At 30.6% G+C, this 17,421-nt stretch carries 18 protein-coding genes; 10 read left to right on the top strand and 8 right to left on the bottom strand.

What is annotated here, in order from left to right; all coding sequences use genetic code 11:
- Window positions 1-55: 55 nt before the first annotated feature.
- Window positions 56-1,786: an OmpA family protein gene (locus BLU40_RS12470; protein WP_090124276.1), complete on the bottom strand. Its 1,731-nt coding sequence runs from the start codon at window positions 1,784-1,786 to the stop codon at window positions 56-58.
- A 902-nt stretch (window positions 1,787-2,688) separates the two neighbouring features.
- Here BLU40_RS12470 and BLU40_RS12465 point away from each other — a divergent pair.
- From BLU40_RS12465 to BLU40_RS12455, 3 genes are all read left to right on the top strand, one after another.
- Window positions 2,689-4,080 (top strand): RtcB family protein, encoded by a 1,392-nt coding sequence (locus BLU40_RS12465; RefSeq protein ID WP_090124012.1) that lies wholly within the window; start codon window positions 2,689-2,691, stop codon window positions 4,078-4,080.
- Between the two features lie 110 nt (window positions 4,081-4,190).
- Window positions 4,191-4,883, top strand: a complete 693-nt coding sequence (gene prfH, locus BLU40_RS12460) for a peptide chain release factor H (protein ID WP_090124009.1) — start codon at window positions 4,191-4,193, stop codon at window positions 4,881-4,883.
- A gap of 1 nt (window position 4,884) precedes the next feature.
- Window positions 4,885-5,418, top strand: a complete 534-nt coding sequence (locus tag BLU40_RS12455) for a hypothetical protein (protein ID WP_090124007.1) — start codon at window positions 4,885-4,887, stop codon at window positions 5,416-5,418.
- A 65-nt stretch (window positions 5,419-5,483) separates the two neighbouring features.
- On the opposite strand, the gene BLU40_RS12450 is transcribed toward BLU40_RS12455, so the two are convergent.
- The gene (locus BLU40_RS12450; protein WP_090124273.1) at window positions 5,484-5,825 is read right to left on the bottom strand and encodes a single-stranded DNA-binding protein; all 342 of its coding nucleotides are present in this window, start codon (window positions 5,823-5,825) and stop codon (window positions 5,484-5,486) included.
- Between the two features lie 189 nt (window positions 5,826-6,014).
- On the opposite strand from BLU40_RS12450, the gene BLU40_RS12445 reads away from it, so the two are divergent.
- The 3 genes from BLU40_RS12445 to BLU40_RS12435 all read left to right on the top strand — a co-directional run bounded on the left by BLU40_RS12445 (window position 6,015) and on the right by BLU40_RS12435 (window position 8,098).
- Window positions 6,015-6,569, top strand: coding sequence for an HNH endonuclease (locus BLU40_RS12445; protein ID WP_090124004.1), 555 nt, complete (start codon window positions 6,015-6,017; stop codon window positions 6,567-6,569).
- Window positions 6,570-6,660: 91 nt separating this feature from the next.
- Window positions 6,661-7,008: a hypothetical protein gene (locus tag BLU40_RS12440; RefSeq protein ID WP_090124001.1), complete on the top strand. Its 348-nt coding sequence runs from the start codon at window positions 6,661-6,663 to the stop codon at window positions 7,006-7,008.
- A gap of 4 nt (window positions 7,009-7,012) precedes the next feature.
- Entirely contained in the window at window positions 7,013-8,098 is a 1,086-nt protein-coding gene (locus tag BLU40_RS12435) for a DUF2891 domain-containing protein (RefSeq protein WP_090123998.1), read from the top strand.
- 1 nt (window position 8,099) lies between these two features.
- Here the strand turns inward: BLU40_RS12435 and pyk are convergent, their stop codons facing one another.
- From pyk to BLU40_RS12410, 5 genes are all read right to left on the bottom strand, one after another.
- Window positions 8,100-9,536 carry a pyruvate kinase gene (gene pyk, locus BLU40_RS12430; protein ID WP_090123995.1) on the bottom strand — a complete coding sequence of 479 codons (1,437 nt, stop codon included), beginning with the start codon at window positions 9,534-9,536 and terminating at the stop codon, window positions 8,100-8,102.
- Between the two features lie 2 nt (window positions 9,537-9,538).
- On the bottom strand, window positions 9,539-9,994 hold the full coding sequence (locus tag BLU40_RS12425) for an IPExxxVDY family protein (RefSeq protein WP_090123992.1): 456 nt from the start codon (window positions 9,992-9,994) through the stop codon (window positions 9,539-9,541).
- An 82-nt stretch (window positions 9,995-10,076) separates the two neighbouring features.
- The gene (gene rnc / locus BLU40_RS12420; protein WP_090123989.1) at window positions 10,077-10,817 is read right to left on the bottom strand and encodes a ribonuclease III; all 741 of its coding nucleotides are present in this window, start codon (window positions 10,815-10,817) and stop codon (window positions 10,077-10,079) included.
- A gap of 14 nt (window positions 10,818-10,831) precedes the next feature.
- A complete protein-coding gene (gene fabF, locus BLU40_RS12415) occupies window positions 10,832-12,082 on the bottom strand; it encodes a beta-ketoacyl-ACP synthase II (RefSeq protein WP_090123987.1) in 1,251 nt (416 codons plus the stop codon).
- A gap of 7 nt (window positions 12,083-12,089) precedes the next feature.
- Window positions 12,090-12,326 (bottom strand): acyl carrier protein, encoded by a 237-nt coding sequence (locus BLU40_RS12410; protein WP_089380648.1) that lies wholly within the window; start codon window positions 12,324-12,326, stop codon window positions 12,090-12,092.
- A gap of 171 nt (window positions 12,327-12,497) precedes the next feature.
- On the opposite strand from BLU40_RS12410, the gene purN reads away from it, so the two are divergent.
- The gene (gene purN, locus BLU40_RS12405) at window positions 12,498-13,067 is read left to right on the top strand and encodes a phosphoribosylglycinamide formyltransferase (RefSeq protein WP_090123984.1); all 570 of its coding nucleotides are present in this window, start codon (window positions 12,498-12,500) and stop codon (window positions 13,065-13,067) included.
- The gene (locus tag BLU40_RS12400; protein WP_090123982.1) at window positions 13,060-13,692 is read left to right on the top strand and encodes a ribonuclease H1 domain-containing protein; all 633 of its coding nucleotides are present in this window, start codon (window positions 13,060-13,062) and stop codon (window positions 13,690-13,692) included. The genes purN and BLU40_RS12400 overlap by 8 nt, the downstream gene beginning before the upstream one ends.
- A gap of 74 nt (window positions 13,693-13,766) precedes the next feature.
- Here the strand turns inward: BLU40_RS12400 and BLU40_RS12395 are convergent, their stop codons facing one another.
- Window positions 13,767-14,981 carry an aminotransferase class V-fold PLP-dependent enzyme gene (locus BLU40_RS12395; RefSeq protein ID WP_090123980.1) on the bottom strand — a complete coding sequence of 405 codons (1,215 nt, stop codon included), beginning with the start codon at window positions 14,979-14,981 and terminating at the stop codon, window positions 13,767-13,769.
- Window positions 14,982-15,077: 96 nt separating this feature from the next.
- On the opposite strand from BLU40_RS12395, the gene BLU40_RS12390 reads away from it, so the two are divergent.
- Together BLU40_RS12390 and BLU40_RS12385 are read left to right on the top strand one after the other, a co-directional pair.
- Window positions 15,078-16,418, top strand: coding sequence for a serine hydrolase domain-containing protein (locus tag BLU40_RS12390; protein ID WP_090123978.1), 1,341 nt, complete (start codon window positions 15,078-15,080; stop codon window positions 16,416-16,418).
- A 117-nt stretch (window positions 16,419-16,535) separates the two neighbouring features.
- Window positions 16,536-17,276, top strand: coding sequence for a helix-turn-helix transcriptional regulator (locus BLU40_RS12385; protein ID WP_245729947.1), 741 nt, complete (start codon window positions 16,536-16,538; stop codon window positions 17,274-17,276).
- The last annotated feature ends 145 nt before the right edge of the window (window positions 17,277-17,421 follow it).

The following is a 17,421-nucleotide window of genomic DNA, read 5'->3' as shown; positions in this document are numbered from 1 at the left end:
AAAAGCCAAGTCAACTTTTAAATTGTCTTGACTTTTAATTAACAATCAACTCAAATTATTGTGTACAAACTACTTTAAACTCAGTACGTCTGTTTATTCTGTGTGCATCTTCTGAACATTCTATATTGTCGGCACATTTATTTAGTAACTCTGTTTCTCCTGCACCTCTTGCAATTAATCTGCTTAAAGCAATACCTTCAGAAACTAAATAGTTAACCGTAGATTGTGCTCTTTTTTGTGATAAGTTTTGGTTGTACTCGTGGCTTCCTCTAGAATCTGTATGTGAAGACATTTCAACACTTATTTCTGGATTATCTTGCATTAGTTTTACAACTTTTTGTAAATCTGGAATTGCAGCTGGTAAAATATCCCATTTGTCTAGATTAAAAATAATATTGTCTAATCTAATTGCTTTTCCACAAGGATCTACACACATTTCAAAATCTATAAATAATGATTTGTTTCTGTCGTATTGTGTAGTTGTTACTTCAACTTCATTAGAGAAATATCCATCTTTATTTCCTTTTAAAGCATATGTTGAAGCTTGTTTTAGGTGAAATATAAAGTTACCTGAAGCATTAGATAATGTATTTTTTTGTCCAGCGTTAATTTTATCACTTAAAATAACATTTACACCTTCAATTCCGTTTGGAGTATTACATTCAACAACAGTTCCTTTTAAAATAAAGTTTAGGTCGCCGTATTCTATTAATTTCTGAATTTGAGAACCATCTTTTAAACAATTTTTAAATTCCTTTTTAGCAATTGTTGTTTCATCTAAATTTACATTGTATAATTTTCCTTTTACAACATAATCATTAGGATCTACATCGTTAAAAACTACTACACCATATGAGTTTGTTGTACCAGATTGTGTTATGTTACCAGCCAAATCAACTAAAACAACATCTGTGTTAGGTAATACCTCTTTACTAAATTTATCTTTAGCTGTAACTGTTATTCCACAACCACAACTTGAACAACAACGTGGGTAATGATCTTCTCCACAAACGCTACAACCTTTTGCTTTTTTAGGTAATTTTATAGTTAAACCTGCAAATACTCCAACTGATGAAATATCACAATCACAAGGTTCACTTCTTAAAATTGGACCATTAGCATCTAGTGTCATATTACCAGAAGCATCTGTGTTAATTGGGTGGTAACCTGCTGAATAGCCTAAGGATGAATCTAACTCTTCGGTAGCATCAAAATGTCTTAAATAATAAGCACCAAAGTGTACACCAAGGTTTTCTTTAAAGAAGTATGTAAAACGCATTTGTCCTTTAAGTGAAAATAAGTTTTTTGAATTGTAACCAGCGTGAAAGTTTAACGTATTAGCTGTTGAGCCAGTTAATAAAGTTCTTCCACCTTTAATAGAACCAAAACCTGCCCTGGTATTTAATTCAGCCATAAATTTACCAGAAGTACTTTCGTGTTTAAAACTAGGTCCAATTCCGTAAAAAGTACGCGTTATTTTGGCCTCAGTTAAGTTACTTGTTGTAATAGCTGGTGAAATACTAGCTAAAGGATACGTGCTTTCTGGTTTGTTTTTTATGTAATCAAAGTCGGCACCAATACCAAACCATTTCCAGTAGTAATCTAGAGATATACCAGCTTCTAAACCACCTTTATAATCTATATAAGGTGTATTGTTGTTAAAAGTTGGAAAATCATAGCCAACGCGTGGACTAATTTGAAAATAATTTTTGTTTTGTTGTGCCTGTATGCTTGTTATTGAAATAAACATAACAAACAGCATTAAGGTTTTAAATAGTGTTTTCATAATATTGTTTTTAAATTTCATAGTTTTAATCATTTACACTAGTATATAAACTGCAACAAATTTTTGTTACCCTGTTTTTCAATTTTTTTTATACGAGAGTTAATAATTCAAGAGCTTTATTCTTAGCAAATATGATTTTTAACTACTTATTAAAGAACATTGGATTTATGAAACGGTGTTTTGATTTGATAAACGGTAATCGACAGTCTAAATGGAATAAAATGCTTAAAAACTAGAGTGTTGAAGTATTTTTATGCATCTTTGCAGCAATAAATAAGTAAAAAACACAAAGAATTTAACCTATGAATATATTTAAAACACATAAAACGGACGCCGAACAGCGACTTTTTACGTTAATGTTCTAGGTAAAAAACTTTTAAAAAATAGTAAAAGCGTCCAAAATTTAATTTTTGGACGCTTTTTTTATAATTTTTTTAAAAAATTAATAAATGCCAATACAACGTGTAAAGTTTAGCTACATATCAAGCAATCAAAAAGTTACTTAAACTTTCATTTTCTGCATAATAGCGGATAGGAATTCTATTGATTTAAAATACTGATAATCAGTAGTTAAAATCATATTTGTATTTGTGTAATTAAAAAAATACACTCATATTTGCATCGCAATAAAGCACTAAAACAAAATTAAAAACGAAGTACAATGTTCAATTATCAAATTAACAATAACATTCAAAAAGAACCAGGTTCTTTTGCATGTTTACTTCGCGACTTTCTTTATTATACATAGATTCTAAAATTATATAATATGAAAAGTAGTCCGAAGTTTTAAAATTTCGGACTTTTTTATGGCTTAATACCTAAATATTTTCCGAAGTAAAATTTTCAGTTAAGAAATCAGCAAAAGTTGAGGTTCTTAAAATTATACAGCTCAAAATTAAATTATGGGAAATAAATTAAAAGGTAGAGACCTAATAAAATTAGGCTTTCCAAAAAATAATAGTATCAATATTGCTTTGGGGCAAATTAATAGATACCGAAAAAAAGAGAAAAAAGAACGCATTTTAGAAGAAGCAAAAGAAGTTTTATTAACACCAGAAAAATTTCAAGGAAATGCAATTTGGGGCAAAGTGGCCGAAGGATTAGTAAAGCCAGTAGAAATTCAAATGCATAAGTTAAAAACAACACGAGTTCCGTTTAGTATTTATGGCGAAAATGAAATAGATGAACAAGCAAAATTTCAATTGTACGATGCTTTAAAATTACCAATTGCAGTGCAGGGCGCTTTAATGCCCGATGCTCACGCGGGTTACGGATTACCAATTGGAGGTGTTTTAGCAACAGAAAATGCCGTAATTCCATACGGAGTTGGAGTAGATATTGGTTGTAGAATGTGTTTAACAATTTACCCAATAAAAGCTTCTTATTTAAAAGGTAAAAGGCATCAATTAGAAAATATGTTAAGCGAGCATACCAAATTTGGAATGCGAGAAACCCACGCCATAAAACACGATCACGAACTGTTTGAACGTACCGAGTTTAATGATATTCCATTGTTGAAAAAATTAAAAACAAAAGCATATCAACAATTAGGAACTTCAGGTGGTGGAAATCATTTCGTAGAATTTGGAATTGTAAACATTTCCGAAGAAAACAACGAGTTTAATTTACCAATTGGCGAGTACATTGGTTTACTAACCCATAGCGGAAGTAGAGGTTTAGGCGCAAATATTGCAAAACATTACACATACTTGGCGGCAAAACAATGTCCGTTGCCAAAAAATGTACAGCATTTAGCTTGGTTAGATTTAAATATGCACGATGGACAAGAATATTGGATGGCAATGAATTTAGCCGGTGATTATGCCAAAGCTTGTCACGATAATATACATAAACGAATTGGTAAATTATTAGGCACAAAAGCAATTGCTAAAATAGAAAACCATCACAATTTTGCTTGGAAAGAACAAGTTAACAACCAAGAATTAATTGTGCATAGAAAAGGAGCAACACCAGCAAACAAAGGTCAATTGGGTATAATTCCAGGTTCTATGACGGCTCCAGGCTATATAGTTCGTGGGTTAGGAAACAGCGAAAGCTTAAATTCTGCATCACACGGAGCAGGACGGTTGTTTTCGCGTAGAAAGTGTAAAGAAAAATTTACAAAGAGTGAAATTAAAAATCAATTAAAAATGAATGATGTAAGCTTAATTGGTGGTGGAATAGATGAAGCACCAATGGCTTATAAAAACATTAAAAAAGTAATGGCAAATCAGCAAGAGTTGGTCGAGGTTTTAGGAACATTTACACCAAAAATTGTGCGAATGGATAAATAACATTTGTTGGGCGTTACCCTTTGGGTCGGGCTTTCGGTAGTCGCTCTCTGCGAGGAGCTCCAACAATTACCTCAATCCCTAACGCGGGTTTGTATCAAAAAATAATAAAAATGAAAACTAAAATAATACAATTTACAGCGGCAAAAGGTCCAGCAGAATGTGCTTGGGTGGTTGCTAAAGTGTTAAAACTATTTTTAAAAGAATTGGTAACTAATAAGTTTACGTATCAAATTCTTCATAAAGAAAACGGAATGGAAAATGGCACTGTACAATCTGTAACTATCGAAATTAAGGGATTAGAATTAACTGAGTTTTTAAAAAGTTGGTTGGGTACAATTCAATGGATTGGTACTTCAACATTTAGAACGTTTCATAAACGTAAAAATTGGTTTATTGGTTGTTATGAGTTAAACCAAATTCAACAAAAAACCATTTGCGAAAGTGAGATTCAGTTTCAAGCTATTCGAAGTTCAGGAGCAGGTGGTCAACACGTAAATAAAGTAAGTTCAGCAATTAGGGCAAAACACATTCCTACAAATATTCAAGTATTGGTAATGGATAGTAGATCGCAACATCAAAATAAAAAAACAGCGATACAACGGTTAAAAGAAAAAGTAAAAAACCATAATACTCAAGAGTTAAAAACGGCTGTAAAAAACGAATGGGAAAACCATTTAAGTTTAGAAAGAGGTAATCCAGTAAAAGTATTTACGGGATCCGATTTTAAATATTATAAAAAGGAAAAAAACTATAAAACAAAACGCAATACATTAAAGAGTGAGTTGCGTAAACAATTAAAATAAAATGGGAAATTTAACAAGTAGCTATGTGTTTAAAGCATTAGAATCTTATCATTACGATTTAGAGGAAACAATGGAAGCTTTAAATTATGCCTTATCATACGACCATAAAAATACAATGGCATTAACATTAATGGGACGTGTTTTTACTGAAAAATTATATAATTATACTGAAGGAATCTTATATTTTAAAGAAGTATTGGCGATAAAAGTTAATGCCTTTGAAGTGTATGAACATTATATAAATGTTTTATTATGGAATGAAGATTATAATGATGTAGAAAGCTTTATTGATTTTGCATTAACAGTAAAGGGATCGGATAAAGCAATGTTGTATTCAAAAAAAGCTGTATTGTTTGAGCAGTTAAAAGAATATAAAAAATCATTGTTGTTTATAAAAACGGCCAAAGAATATTCATATAATAATGATCATTTAAGTCTATTAAACGAACAAAAAGATCGTGTAAAGGGGAAAATGCCAAAGAAAAAGAAAAAAAATAAAGTAGCTAAAAAGAGAGCTGAAAAACAAATTAATTAAATGAAGTTTCTTAAGTTGTTTTAAAACAAAAAACCACCAATATTTTGGTGGTTTTTTAGTTTGTGTTAGTCTTGTTTAAAACCTAAAAGCAATAATTCACTAACTACAACTTCTGTAATGTATCGTTTATTACCCTGTTTATCATCATAACTTCTGCTTGTTAGTCTTCCTTCAATGGCAACTTCTTTACCTTTTTCTAAAAAACGTTCTGCTATTTCAGCTGTTTTATTCCAAGCAACTAAATTATGCCATTGCGTGTCTGTAACTTTTTCGCCTTGCGCATTTTTATAAGTTTCATTAGTTGCAAGTGTAAATTTAGCTAATTTTTTTCCAGATTCTAATGTAATAATTTCTGGGTTACCACCAAGATTTCCAATTAATTGTACTTTGTTTCTTAACGTATTCATAAGATAAGTTTTTAGTGTTATGTTAAATTTCATTCGTTCAATTCAACAAGGCAAATGTCTTACAAAACCTAAAATTAGGCGGTTGTTATTTGCTTACTTTCGTGTGTAAACATTTGTAGTCGTTTGCACACGGTTAATTTTATTATTATATTTGAAATACTACTACTATTAATATAAAAATAACTTAAGATGATTGTTGATTTTAGAAATGAAGAATGGAAACCTTATAGAGGTGAAGATTGGGTTGAAGAAGACGAGTATTTGATTTCTAACTATGGGAGAGTCAAACGAAAAAAAATAACAGATGAAAATTGGAAGTTGTCCAAAACATCGTTGATAAGTGGATACGATAGTTTTTGGATTTCAAAAAAGCATTTAAAAAGTACTACATCTTGTTATGTGCATAGAATTGTAGCCAAACTATTTGCCGAAAAACGAGAAGATCAGATATATGTAACGCATTTAGATTTTGATAAGCTAAATAATGAAGCTTCAAATTTAAAGTGGATGAATAGAGCAGAGCTTACAGCGCATCAATTAAATAGTCCGTATGTTAAAAAAAGAAAAGGTAAAAGAACCTATTCTAAATTAACTGAAGGAAGAGTTAAATTGATAAAAAAGAAGATATTTGATCCCAATAGAAAAACTAGAATGCGTATTATTGCCAAACAATTTGGTATTTCTGAAATGCAACTATACAGAATTAAGTCTGGTGAAAACTGGGGAAGTGTAACAATAGATTAAAATACCAATGAAATTTGTTTTAAAAAAGTAGGTAAAATGAAAAAGATACCTGCTTTAACAAATTTCATTTTAATTGAATAAAAAATTGAAAATGAAAAAAAATTGCTTGGAATGTGGGGAACCACTAGTCGGTCGTGTTGACAAAAAATTTTGTTCCGATTATTGTAGAAATGCCTATAATAATAAAATTAATAAGGATGCTAATAACCTTGTTAGAAATACAAATAATAGACTTCGAAAAAATTACAAACTTCTTACAGAACTTAACAATACTGGTAAAACAAAAGTTACTAAACGTAAGTTGCTAGATAATAATTTCGATTTTAATCATTTTACATCTATATACACTACCAAAACTGGAAATACGTATTATTATTTGTACGATCAGGGTTACTTGCCATTAGATAATGATTTTTTCTTATTAATAAAAAAAGAGTAGAACTATGAAAAAGTTTTGTGTAATAATATCTTTATTATTAATTGCTTGTACGCCAACTACTAAAAAAGACGTTGAAATAGTACCAACTAAAAAACCTAGTTTAAATGTAAAAAGTGCAAATTATTTGTATCATTTTGCTTTTGATTGTATAGATCAAGAATACCCAAATAAATTAGGACAAGTTTTAGGCAATGGTTCTTACTTAAAAGAACCATCGGAATTACATCCAGCTTTTTATGGTTGTTTCGATTGGCATTCTTCAGTTCACGGACATTGGACTTTGTTAAATATTATAAAAGAAATGCCAAATTTTGAACATAAAGAAGAAGTACTTGAGAAGCTTAAAATTAACTTAACTAAGGAAAATATTTTAAAAGAAGTTGCCTATTTTGATGATAAACACAATAAAAGTTTCGAACGAACGTATGGTTGGGCTTGGCTGTTAAAAGTTTCAGAAACATTACAAGATTGGAATACTGAAGAAGCAAAGCTTATGCACAAAAATCTAGAACCTTTAGTAAAGTTAATAACGCAAAAGTATATAGAGTTTCTTCCAAAATTAACGTACCCAATTAGAGTAGGTGAGCACCCTAATACAGCATTCGGAATGTCGTTTGCATTAGATTATGCAAAAAAATATTCACCAGAATTAGAAGAAATAATTATTTCAAAATCTAAAGAATATTACTTAAACGATAAAGGTTGTCCAATTACTTGGGAGCCTGGTGGATTCGATTTTTTATCACCTTGTTTACAAGAAGCTTTATTAATGATGAAGGTATTACCAAAAAACGAGTTTAAAACTTGGTTAGATGCGTTTTTACCAGGTTTTAGAGAAAATCCAGCTAAATACCTATCGGTTGCTAAAGTTTCGGATAGGAGCGATGGTAAGTTAGCACATTTAGATGGTTTAAATTTTAGTAGAGCTTGGTGTTTGTATGAAATAGGAAATGCATTAGAAAACACAAAAATGTTAAACTTAGCTAATAAACATTTTAATTATAGCTATAAAAAAATGGACTCCGGCGAATATGCAGGAGCCCATTGGTTAGCGTCTTTTGCGCTATATGCTGTATTAAAAAGTAATTAGCTTACTTTTTTTTGTATTCAGTAATTTTCATTGTATTTGCCATACCTCTTTCCTTTACAGGCATTGAAGTAATGTTGATTGAAAAATCACCTTCTTTTAAATAACCACGTTCAGATGCAAGGTTGTTTATATCTTCAATTGTTTGATCTGTACTTACAAATCTATCATAGTAAACACCTTTAACACCCCATAATAAATTTAACATAGCTAAAATTCTTTTGTTTGAAGAGAATACTAAAATGTTAGATTCTGGTCTCCAAGATGAAATTTGAAAAGCTGTATATCCAGTATCAGTTAAAGTAGTAATAACTTCAGCACCAATTGAATTTGCCATTAATGAAGCTTGGTGACAAATAGTTTTAGAAACAAAACGTTCATTAACACATTGAATATATTCTTCAGGAATAGAAATTAATGGAGAGTTTTCAACGTTTTCAATAATTCTACGCATTTGTTGAATTACTTCAATAGGAAATTTACCCATTGCTGTTTCTCCAGAAAGCATTACCGCATCTGCACCATCCATAATTGAATTTGCAACATCATTAACTTCAGCTCTAGTAGGCACTTGATTATCAATCATAGTTTCCATCATTTGAGTTGCAATAATTACTGGTATGTGTGCTTTTTTAGCTGCAAGAACTAATCTCTTTTGAATAAGAGGAACTCTTTCCATTGGAATTTCAACACCTAGATCTCCACGAGCAACCATTAAGGCATCACACGCCGATGTAATTTTGTCAATATTTGAAAGAGCTTCAGGTTTTTCAATTTTTGCAATAATTGGAATTTTATGATCTGAATGCTTCTTAATAATTTCTTGTAACTCAACAATATCTTCAGGAGTTCTTACAAAAGATAAAGCAATCCAGTCTACTTCTAAACCAATTGCAAAAACAACATCTTTTTTATCTTTATCAGTTAATGCTGGTAAAGAAATATTAGTGTTTGGAAGGTTTACACCTTTTTTAGAATTTAATTGTCCACCACGAATAACTTTAGTAGTTACGTTACTTTTTCTATCTGTTCCAGTAACTTCAAACATTAGTTTTCCGTCATCAACCAAAATGTTTTCACCTACTTCAACATCCATAGGGAAATTTTGGTAGGTCATAAAAGCTTTTTCGTTGGTTCCTTCACATTTTTCAGTGGTAAAAGTAAAAACATCACCAGGACTTAGCATTACGTTTTCGCCCATAACACCAACTCTAAGTTTTGGTCCTTGTAAATCGGCTAAAACAGCAACATTGTATCCTTTCTCTTCGTTTAGTTCTCTAATGTAATTTACTCGTCTTTTAACATCATCAAATTCGGCATGAGAAAAGTTAATACGAAAAACATTAGTTCCGCAATCCATCATTCTCTCTATAATGTCTTTATTATCAGTTGCTGGTCCTAATGTAGCAACAATCTTCGTTCTCTTTCTTACGTTGGCCATAATTAAAATATTAAGTGGTCTTTAGATTTTAAATCATTTATATTAATTGTATATGAGGTAATTATCTGATTTATTTTATTTAAATCATTTACTAATTTGAAGGTTGAAGCATTACAAGATCCTTCAATTTTCAAAAAATAATCAACTCTTTTTTTTTCTGGTAATAAATATTCTAATGTAGAATAGTTACCACCAAATAAACCTTCGTTATCTTTATTTTCAATAACCAATTTATATTTATTATTAATTAAATAATAATTAATAAGGCTGCAATCATCTTTAAATTCAAACAAAGGATACTCAGCTTTTGAGGTTTTAAAATCTAGATTTTCTTTATATCTGGTAAATCTAAAATTCAAATGTTTGTTTAAAATATATGCTAACTTATAGTCTTCTTCCGTAGAATGAATGCCAATTAAGGTGTAATCATCGTCTAAATCAAAGGTTAAAACTGCCATATATTTATGATGTCAACTTGCGCAAAAATACTATTGTTTAAGTATAGATACTAATTATTTTACGAAATCGTATTCGCTTTATTTAATTATCGGTAATTTGTTTTTGAAATGCGTAATAAGCTCTTTTTGAAGCTATTTCTTCTGCTTTTTTCTTCGAGGTTGCACGGCCTTTAGCTATAATTTTACCGTCTAGTTTAAGTTTAACACTAAAGTGTTTTAGACTGTCGTTACCTGTGTCTTCGTAAAAATTATATTCGAAATCTTTTTTGTTTTTTTGACACCATTCAATAAATAAACTTTTATAGCTTGTTATTTTTCCCTCAAGTTTTGGAACATCAACATAAGGGTCGATAACTCTTTTGAAAATAAATTTTTTACAAGCTAAATATCCTCTATCTAAATATATTGCCCCTATAAGGGCTTCGAAAATGTTACCGTGAATGTTTTCTCCAAATTTAGATTTGGCAACATTACTTTGCACAAATCGAATAAGGCCAAAATCTCTCCCTAATTCATTTAAATGCTCTCTACTAACAATTTTAGATCGCATTTGTGTTAAATATCCTTCATCTCCTGTTGGAACCTCTTGGAATAAATAGGAAGCAATAACAGCACTTAACATAGCATCTCCTAAAAATTCAAGACGCTCATAATTAATTGGGTGTCCTGTTTCTTTATTAAATTTTTTTATAGACCTATGTATAAAGGCTTTTTTATAAAACTCTACCTTTTTTGGCGTAAACCCTATTATTTTTTTTAAATCAGCAATAAAGTCCTCGTCTTTTTTAGAGCGAGTTTCAATAATTTTTCGAATGAACTTCATTCAGTGAGTTATTGTTAGTCTAGTTTTTTGAAAAGTACACAAGCATTGTGTCCTCCAAAACCAAATGTGTTGCTCATTGCAACATTTACAGTACGTTTTTGAGCTTTATTAAACGTAAAATTTAATTTACTGTCAATTTGATCGTCATCAGTAAAATGGTTAATTGTAGGTGGTACAATTCCATTTTTAATGGCAAGTATAGATGCAATAGCTTCTACAGCTCCAGCTGCACCTAATAAGTGACCAGTCATTGACTTGGTTGAGTTAATGTTTAAATTGTATGCGTGTTCACCAAAAACTTCAACAATTGCTTTAGATTCAGCAATATCTCCAAGTGGAGTAGAAGTACCGTGCATGTTAATAGCATCCACATCTTCTGGTTTTAATCCAGCATCTTTTAAACAGTTAAGCATTACATTTCTGGCTCCTAATCCTTCTGGATGTGGTGCTGTAATATGATGTGCATCTGCTGAAAGTCCACCACCACCTATTTCTGCATAGATTTTAGCTCCTCTCGCTTTTGCATGTTCATATTCTTCTAAAATAAGTGCTCCAGCTCCTTCACCTAAAACAAAACCTTCACGGTCTTTATCAAAAGGTCTAGATGCTGTTGCAGGATCATCGTTTCTTGTAGAAAGTGCTTGTAGTGCGTTAAAACCACCCATACCAGCAATAGCTACGGCAGCTTCAGAACCACCAGAAACCATAACGTCTGCGTATCCTAATCGAATATAATTCATTGCATCAATCAATGCATTTGATGATGATGCACATGCTGATACAGTTGCAAAGTTAGGTCCTCTAAATCCATATTTAATAGATATTTGACCTGGTGCAATATCAGCAATCATTTTTGGAATAAAGAAAGGGTTGAATCTTGGAGATCCATTACCATTGGCAAAGTTTATACATTCGTTTTGGAAAGTTTCTAAACCTCCAATACCAGCTCCCCAAATAACTCCAACTCTATCTTTATCAATGTTTTCTAAATCAAAGTTAGCATCGCTAATGGCTTCATCAGAAGCAACCATGGCATACTGAGAGAATTTATCCATTTTACGTGCTTCCTTTCGGTCTATATAATCTCGTACATCGAAATTTTTAACCTCGCAAGCAAAACGAGTTTTGAACTTGGATGCATCAAAATGTGTTATTGGAGCAGCTCCGCTAACGCCGTTAACAAGGCTATTCCAATATTCTTCAATATTATTTCCTATTGGAGTCAATGCTCCAAGTCCAGTTACTACTACTCGTTTTAATTCCATATAAAAATTACTTTTTCGCGTCTTCTATATAGCTTATTGCTTGACCAACTGTTCCAATGTTCTCAGCTTGATCATCTGGAATTTGAATATCGAATTCTTTTTCGAATTCCATAATTAACTCAACAGTGTCAAGTGAATCTGCTCCTAAATCGTTTGTGAAGCTTGCTTCAGTTGTTACTTCATTCTCGTCAACGCCTAATTTATCAACGATAATGGCTTTTACTCTTGATGCAATGTCTGACATAATTTCTTAATTTTAAATTTAATTACTCGGCAAAAATATAAAACTTTCTTTAAACCGAAATCTTTTAACCTAGAAAAGATGTTAGGCACGCATAATAAATGCAAAGTTTTTTATAATTAACGGTTAATGTTACTAATTATTTTGTTTTTTTGTGAATAACATTTTTATTCTATGAAACGTATTATAATACTTGCTTCAGGTTCTGGAAGTAATGCCGAAAACATAATAAAGCACTTTGAAAATAGCAATTTAATTTCTGTTATTCAAATTTTAACTAACAAGAAGGATGCCAAAGTTTTGGAAAGAGCTAAGCGACTGAAAGTTAGCGGTGTGCATTTTAGTAGAGATGATTTTTATAAATCTGATAAGTTGGTTGAGGAATTCAAAAAAAATGCAGATTATATAATATTGGCCGGTTTTTTATGGAAAGTTCCTCAAAATTTAATCGATGCCTTTCCAAATAAAATAATTAACATTCATCCTGCTTTATTACCAAAATATGGTGGAAAAGGTATGTATGGAATGAATGTTCATAAATCTGTTGTTGAAAATAAAGAAAAAGAATCTGGTATTACAATTCACTATGTAAATGAGAATTATGATGAAGGAGCAATTATTTTTCAAGCTAAAGTTGCGTTAGAACCTTCTGACTCTCCTGAAGATGTTGCGCAAAAAATACATGAATTGGAATATGCTCATTTTCCAAAGGTTATAGAAGAAGTAATTTTACAAAATGGCTAAAAAAAAGTTTTACGTTGTTTGGAACGGACATAAAAAAGGAGTTTTTACTTCTTGGAATGTGTGTAAAAAACAAATAACTGATTTTAAAGGTGCACAATATAAATCTTTTGCTTCTAAAGATGAGGCTGAAAAAGCCTCAAAAGGTAGGTATGAAGATTATGTTGGTAAAGACACAAAACGTATAAAGCTTTCTGCTGAAGAATTAAAAAAAATAGGAAAACCTATTTACCCTTCCTTGTCTGTGGATGCTGCTTGCAGTGGCAATCCGGGTAAAATGGAGTATAGAGGAGTAGATTCAAAATCTAAAAAGCAATATTTTATTCAAGGCCCTTTTGAACAAGGTACCAATAATATTGGTGAATTTTTAGCCCTAGTTCACGGTTTGGGTTTTTTGAAAAACAACAATAGTCAATTACCCATTTATTCCGATTCTAAAATTGCAATAAGTTGGGTAAAAAGAGGGCAGTGTAGAACTAATTTACAAATAACTGCAAAAAACAAAGCGTTGTTCGATTTTGTAAAGCGTGCAGAAAAATGGCTGAAAGACAATACCTATTCTACCAAAATTTTAAAATGGGAAACAAAAGCTTGGGGTGAAATTCCTGCCGATTTTGGTAGAAAATAAATACCACTAAAACAATTAACATCTATTTTAAAAAAAATATTGTAATAAAATACCAGTAGAATTTTTCAATATTATTAGCTAAGCATCATTTTTGCTTTTTTTAGAGCTTCAACTAGTAAATCAATTTCTTTAAAAGTATTGTAAAAAGAGAATGAAGCTCTGATAGTTCCTGGAATGTTGTAAAAATCCATAATTGGTTGTGCGCAATGATGCCCTGTTCTAACAGCAATTCCTAATTTATCTATAATTGAACCAATATCAAATGGGTGAATTGTACCTATGTTGAATGAAATTACAGCTGTTTTGTTTTTTGACGTACCATAAATTTTAAGGCCTTCAATAGTTAATAGTTTTTTTGTCGCGTATTCTAACAATTCATTCTCGTAAGCAGCAATATTGTCAAAACCAATCTCGTTCATATAATCTATTGCAACTCCAAAAGCAATTCCGCCAGCAATGTTTGGTGTTCCTGCTTCAAATTTATGAGGTAAGCCGGCATACGTAGTTTTTTCAAAAGTAACTTTCTCAATCATTTCTCCACCACCTTGGTATGGAGGTAGTTTATTTAGCCATTCTTCTTTTCCGTATAAAATACCAACACCAGTTGGTCCACATAATTTATGAGCAGATGCAACATAAAAATCAACATCTAACTCTTGAACGTCTGGTTTAATGTGTGGGCAACTTTGCGCACCATCAATTAGTACTGCAGCGTCAAATTTATGTGCTTTTTCAATAATTTCTTCAATAGGATTAATAGTTCCTAAAGCATTTGAAACATGGTTTAAAAAAACTAACTTAGTTTTAGAAGATAGCATGTTGTCGAATTCACTCATTACTAATTCCCCATCTTCATTCATTGGAATTACGTTTAAAATAGCACCAGTTCGTTCGCAAAGCATTTGCCAAGGAACTATGTTTGAATGATGTTCTAAGGCTGAAACTATAATTTCATCACCTTTATTTAATAAAGAAGTAAATCCAGTAGCAACAATATTTATACTGTGCGTTGTACCCGCAGTAAGTATAATTTCATAACTTTTTTTAGCGTTAAAATGCTTTTGAATTTTTATTCTTGCCTCTTCATAAGCATCAGTAGCTAATTGGCTAAGAGTATGTACGCCTCTATGAATATTAGAATTAATAGTTGTGTAATAATTCACTATACTGTCAATAACAACTTGTGGTTTTTGACTTGTAGCAGCATTGTCAAAGTAAACTAAAGGTTTTCCGTTTACGGTTTCTTTAAGTATTGGAAAATCGTTTCTAACTTTATTAATATCTATCATGTGCTCTTTTTAGAATGATTCTAAATACAAAAGTAACAAAGAAAATAAACCTTTCACTTAATTATTTATATTTGTTTGTAATAAAAACTACTTTCAATGAAAAAAATAGCTAAGTATGGTTTGTTTCCTTTGATAATTATATTAATTGCTGTTGTTTGGAAACAATACCCTCGTTTAAATATTATTACTGGATTTGCGGCGAAAAGTGTTTGTTCTTGTACGTTTGAGGCAAATAGAAGTTTAGAGTCTATTGAAAAGGGAGATAACGGATTTAGCCCAATTAATCTTGCAAAAAATGAAATAAATTTTGAAGATAAATCAGTTACTTCAAGTGTTTTTGGATTAAAAAAAAGAAAGGCTATTTATAAAGAAGGATTGGGTTGCGTTTTGGTTCCTGAGAATTTCAATAATAATGTTGTGTTTAAACCAAACCGTTATGTAACTAAAGTTGCTTTACGGTATCCGTATGGTATACTGCCGCAAAAAGACACTGTATTTAGTAATGTGGACTATAAAGCTTTAAATAGTGCTGTTGAAAATGCATTTGATAAGCCTGGTGATTCTGTAAATAAAACACGTGCTGTACTAGTAATTCATAACAATCAAATAATTGCTGAAAAATATGAAGAAGGTTTTAATAAAAACTCCAAGTTTTTAGGTTGGTCTATGACAAAAAGTATTACAAGTGCTGTAGTTGGAGTTTTAGAAAAACAGGGTAAGATAGATGTAAATGAATCAAACTTGTTTGATGAATGGAAGAACGATGAGCGTTCTAAAATTACTTTAAACAATTTACTGCAAATGAATAGTGGTTTAGAATGGGAGGAGGATTATAATAAAATATCAGATGTAACAAAAATGCTTTTTCTTGAGAAAGATATGACTAGTGTTCAATTACAAAAAGCTTTTGTAGGAAAGCCAAATGAAACATGGAATTATTCTTCAGGAACAACAAATTTATTATCTAGATATATAAGAAATCAATTTAAAACACATCAAGAATATTTAGATTTTTGGTATGCGGAGTTAATAGATAAAATAGGAATGCGCTCTATGGTTTTAGAAACGGATATTGAAGGAAATTATGTAGGCTCTAGCTATAGTTGGGCAACGGCAAGAGATTGGGTAAAATTTGGTTTATTGTATTTAAACAACGGAAATTGGAATGGTGAACAAATTTTAAACGAAGATTGGGTAAATTATACAAAAACACCTACAAATACTTCAAAAGGAGAGTATGGCGCACAGTTTTGGTTAAACGCAGGTGGCGTGTATCCAAATACTCCAAAAGACTTATTTTCTTGTAATGGATATCAAGGTCAATATGTATTTATTATTCCTTCAAAAAAAATAGTGGTTGTACGTTTTGGTTTGGTTTCTAATCCTGTTTTTAATGTAGATGAATTTCTGCATCAAATTTGTCAATCAATAGAATAGTAATTAAAGAACAGTGATTTGGTGTTTTAGAACAAAAAAATATGATAGTTTTTTGAATTGTAAATGTATTGGTTATTTTTGAGCAATTAATCTAACCAACTAGCAATACCTTACTTAATGCAAGTATATAATGTAGATAAAATGTTTGAAGTCTATAATGAAAGTGATCTTTCTAGAAAAATAGACCTAAATGATTATAACAATTGGATTAAATTTTATGTAGATATTGTAAAGCCTGATTTAATTGCAATTTTAAATATTAAAGATTTTTCTCCAATACTGTATTCTAAAAATTTTAACCTTGAATTTGCTGAAGGAGATGAAGAAACAATAGAAAAGTTTTTAGAAAAAATAGAGCCTAGTCATCTTGAAAAAATGGTTGAAGCTGACCAGCATGTAATAAGTTTTTCATTAAAAAATAAAATTGTACCAAGGCGTGAGGTTTTAAAAGTTGTTTTTAATGCTGAGTTAAAAAAAGGGGTTAAAAAAACTTTTGAAAGATCGGTTATGGTGTTAACTGAAGATGTTAATAAAATTCCAGAACTTGTAGTAACTTCAATTACCGATGTAAGTGATATTTATGGTATGCTTCCATATCCCAAAAATACAATTGTTGCTAATGGAGAATTAGACGATACGGTAAAGAGGTTGAAAACTGAGTTGGATGAAATTTTAACACCGGAATTGAAACTAACTAAAAGAGAACGTCAAATATTAGGTTTAATTGCCAAAGGAGAAACAAGTAGCGCAATAGCAAATATTCTTAATATTTCTCCAAAAACTGTTAATACTCATAGGCAGAATTTGATTAAAAAACATGGAGTGAAAAATACAGCTTCTCTAATAAATTTGATTTAATACTGATAAATCAGTATTTACTTAATGTTAAAGTTAATAAATGGTAGCATTTTATTAAGAAAAGGTTGTTTTTTTTAAAATAACTGAATGTTTTTATTGGAGGAATAAAAAAAAAATATATTTTTACACTACGACTAATGAAGCG

The sequence above is a fragment of the Lutibacter oricola genome (genome assembly GCF_900106565.1).
GTDB lineage: Bacteria > Bacteroidota > Bacteroidia > Flavobacteriales > Flavobacteriaceae > Lutibacter > Lutibacter oricola.
Note: the sequence above shows the minus strand (reverse complement) of the source record. Positions and strands in the feature narration are given on the sequence as shown.

Bases quoted from the DNA above. Each gene is read 5' to 3' on its own strand.
- BLU40_RS12390 (WP_090123978.1), top strand. From the start codon at position 15,078: ATGAAAAAAATAGCTAAGTATGGTTTGTTTCCTTTGATAATTATATTA.
- BLU40_RS12455 (WP_090124007.1), top strand. From the start codon at position 4,885: ATGGGAAATTTAACAAGTAGCTATGTGTTTAAAGCATTAGAATCTTAT.
- BLU40_RS12410 (WP_089380648.1), bottom strand. From the start codon at position 12,326: ATGTCAGACATTGCATCAAGAGTAAAAGCCATTATCGTTGATAAATTA.
- BLU40_RS12435 (WP_090123998.1), top strand. From the start codon at position 7,013: ATGAAAAAGTTTTGTGTAATAATATCTTTATTATTAATTGCTTGTACG.
- BLU40_RS12395 (WP_090123980.1), bottom strand. From the start codon at position 14,981: ATGATAGATATTAATAAAGTTAGAAACGATTTTCCAATACTTAAAGAA.
- rnc (WP_090123989.1), bottom strand. From the start codon at position 10,817: ATGAAGTTCATTCGAAAAATTATTGAAACTCGCTCTAAAAAAGACGAG.
- BLU40_RS12445 (WP_090124004.1), top strand. From the start codon at position 6,015: ATGATTGTTGATTTTAGAAATGAAGAATGGAAACCTTATAGAGGTGAA.
- BLU40_RS12440 (WP_090124001.1), top strand. From the start codon at position 6,661: ATGAAAAAAAATTGCTTGGAATGTGGGGAACCACTAGTCGGTCGTGTT.
- BLU40_RS12385 (WP_245729947.1), top strand. From the start codon at position 16,536: ATGCAAGTATATAATGTAGATAAAATGTTTGAAGTCTATAATGAAAGT.
- BLU40_RS12470 (WP_090124276.1), bottom strand. From the start codon at position 1,786: ATGAAAACACTATTTAAAACCTTAATGCTGTTTGTTATGTTTATTTCA.
- prfH (WP_090124009.1), top strand. From the start codon at position 4,191: ATGAAAACTAAAATAATACAATTTACAGCGGCAAAAGGTCCAGCAGAA.
- BLU40_RS12465 (WP_090124012.1), top strand. From the start codon at position 2,689: ATGGGAAATAAATTAAAAGGTAGAGACCTAATAAAATTAGGCTTTCCA.
- pyk (WP_090123995.1), bottom strand. From the start codon at position 9,536: ATGGCCAACGTAAGAAAGAGAACGAAGATTGTTGCTACATTAGGACCA.
- BLU40_RS12400 (WP_090123982.1), top strand. From the start codon at position 13,060: ATGGCTAAAAAAAAGTTTTACGTTGTTTGGAACGGACATAAAAAAGGA.
- BLU40_RS12450 (WP_090124273.1), bottom strand. From the start codon at position 5,825: ATGAATACGTTAAGAAACAAAGTACAATTAATTGGAAATCTTGGTGGT.
- BLU40_RS12425 (WP_090123992.1), bottom strand. From the start codon at position 9,994: ATGGCAGTTTTAACCTTTGATTTAGACGATGATTACACCTTAATTGGC.
- purN (WP_090123984.1), top strand. From the start codon at position 12,498: ATGAAACGTATTATAATACTTGCTTCAGGTTCTGGAAGTAATGCCGAA.
- fabF (WP_090123987.1), bottom strand. From the start codon at position 12,082: ATGGAATTAAAACGAGTAGTAGTAACTGGACTTGGAGCATTGACTCCA.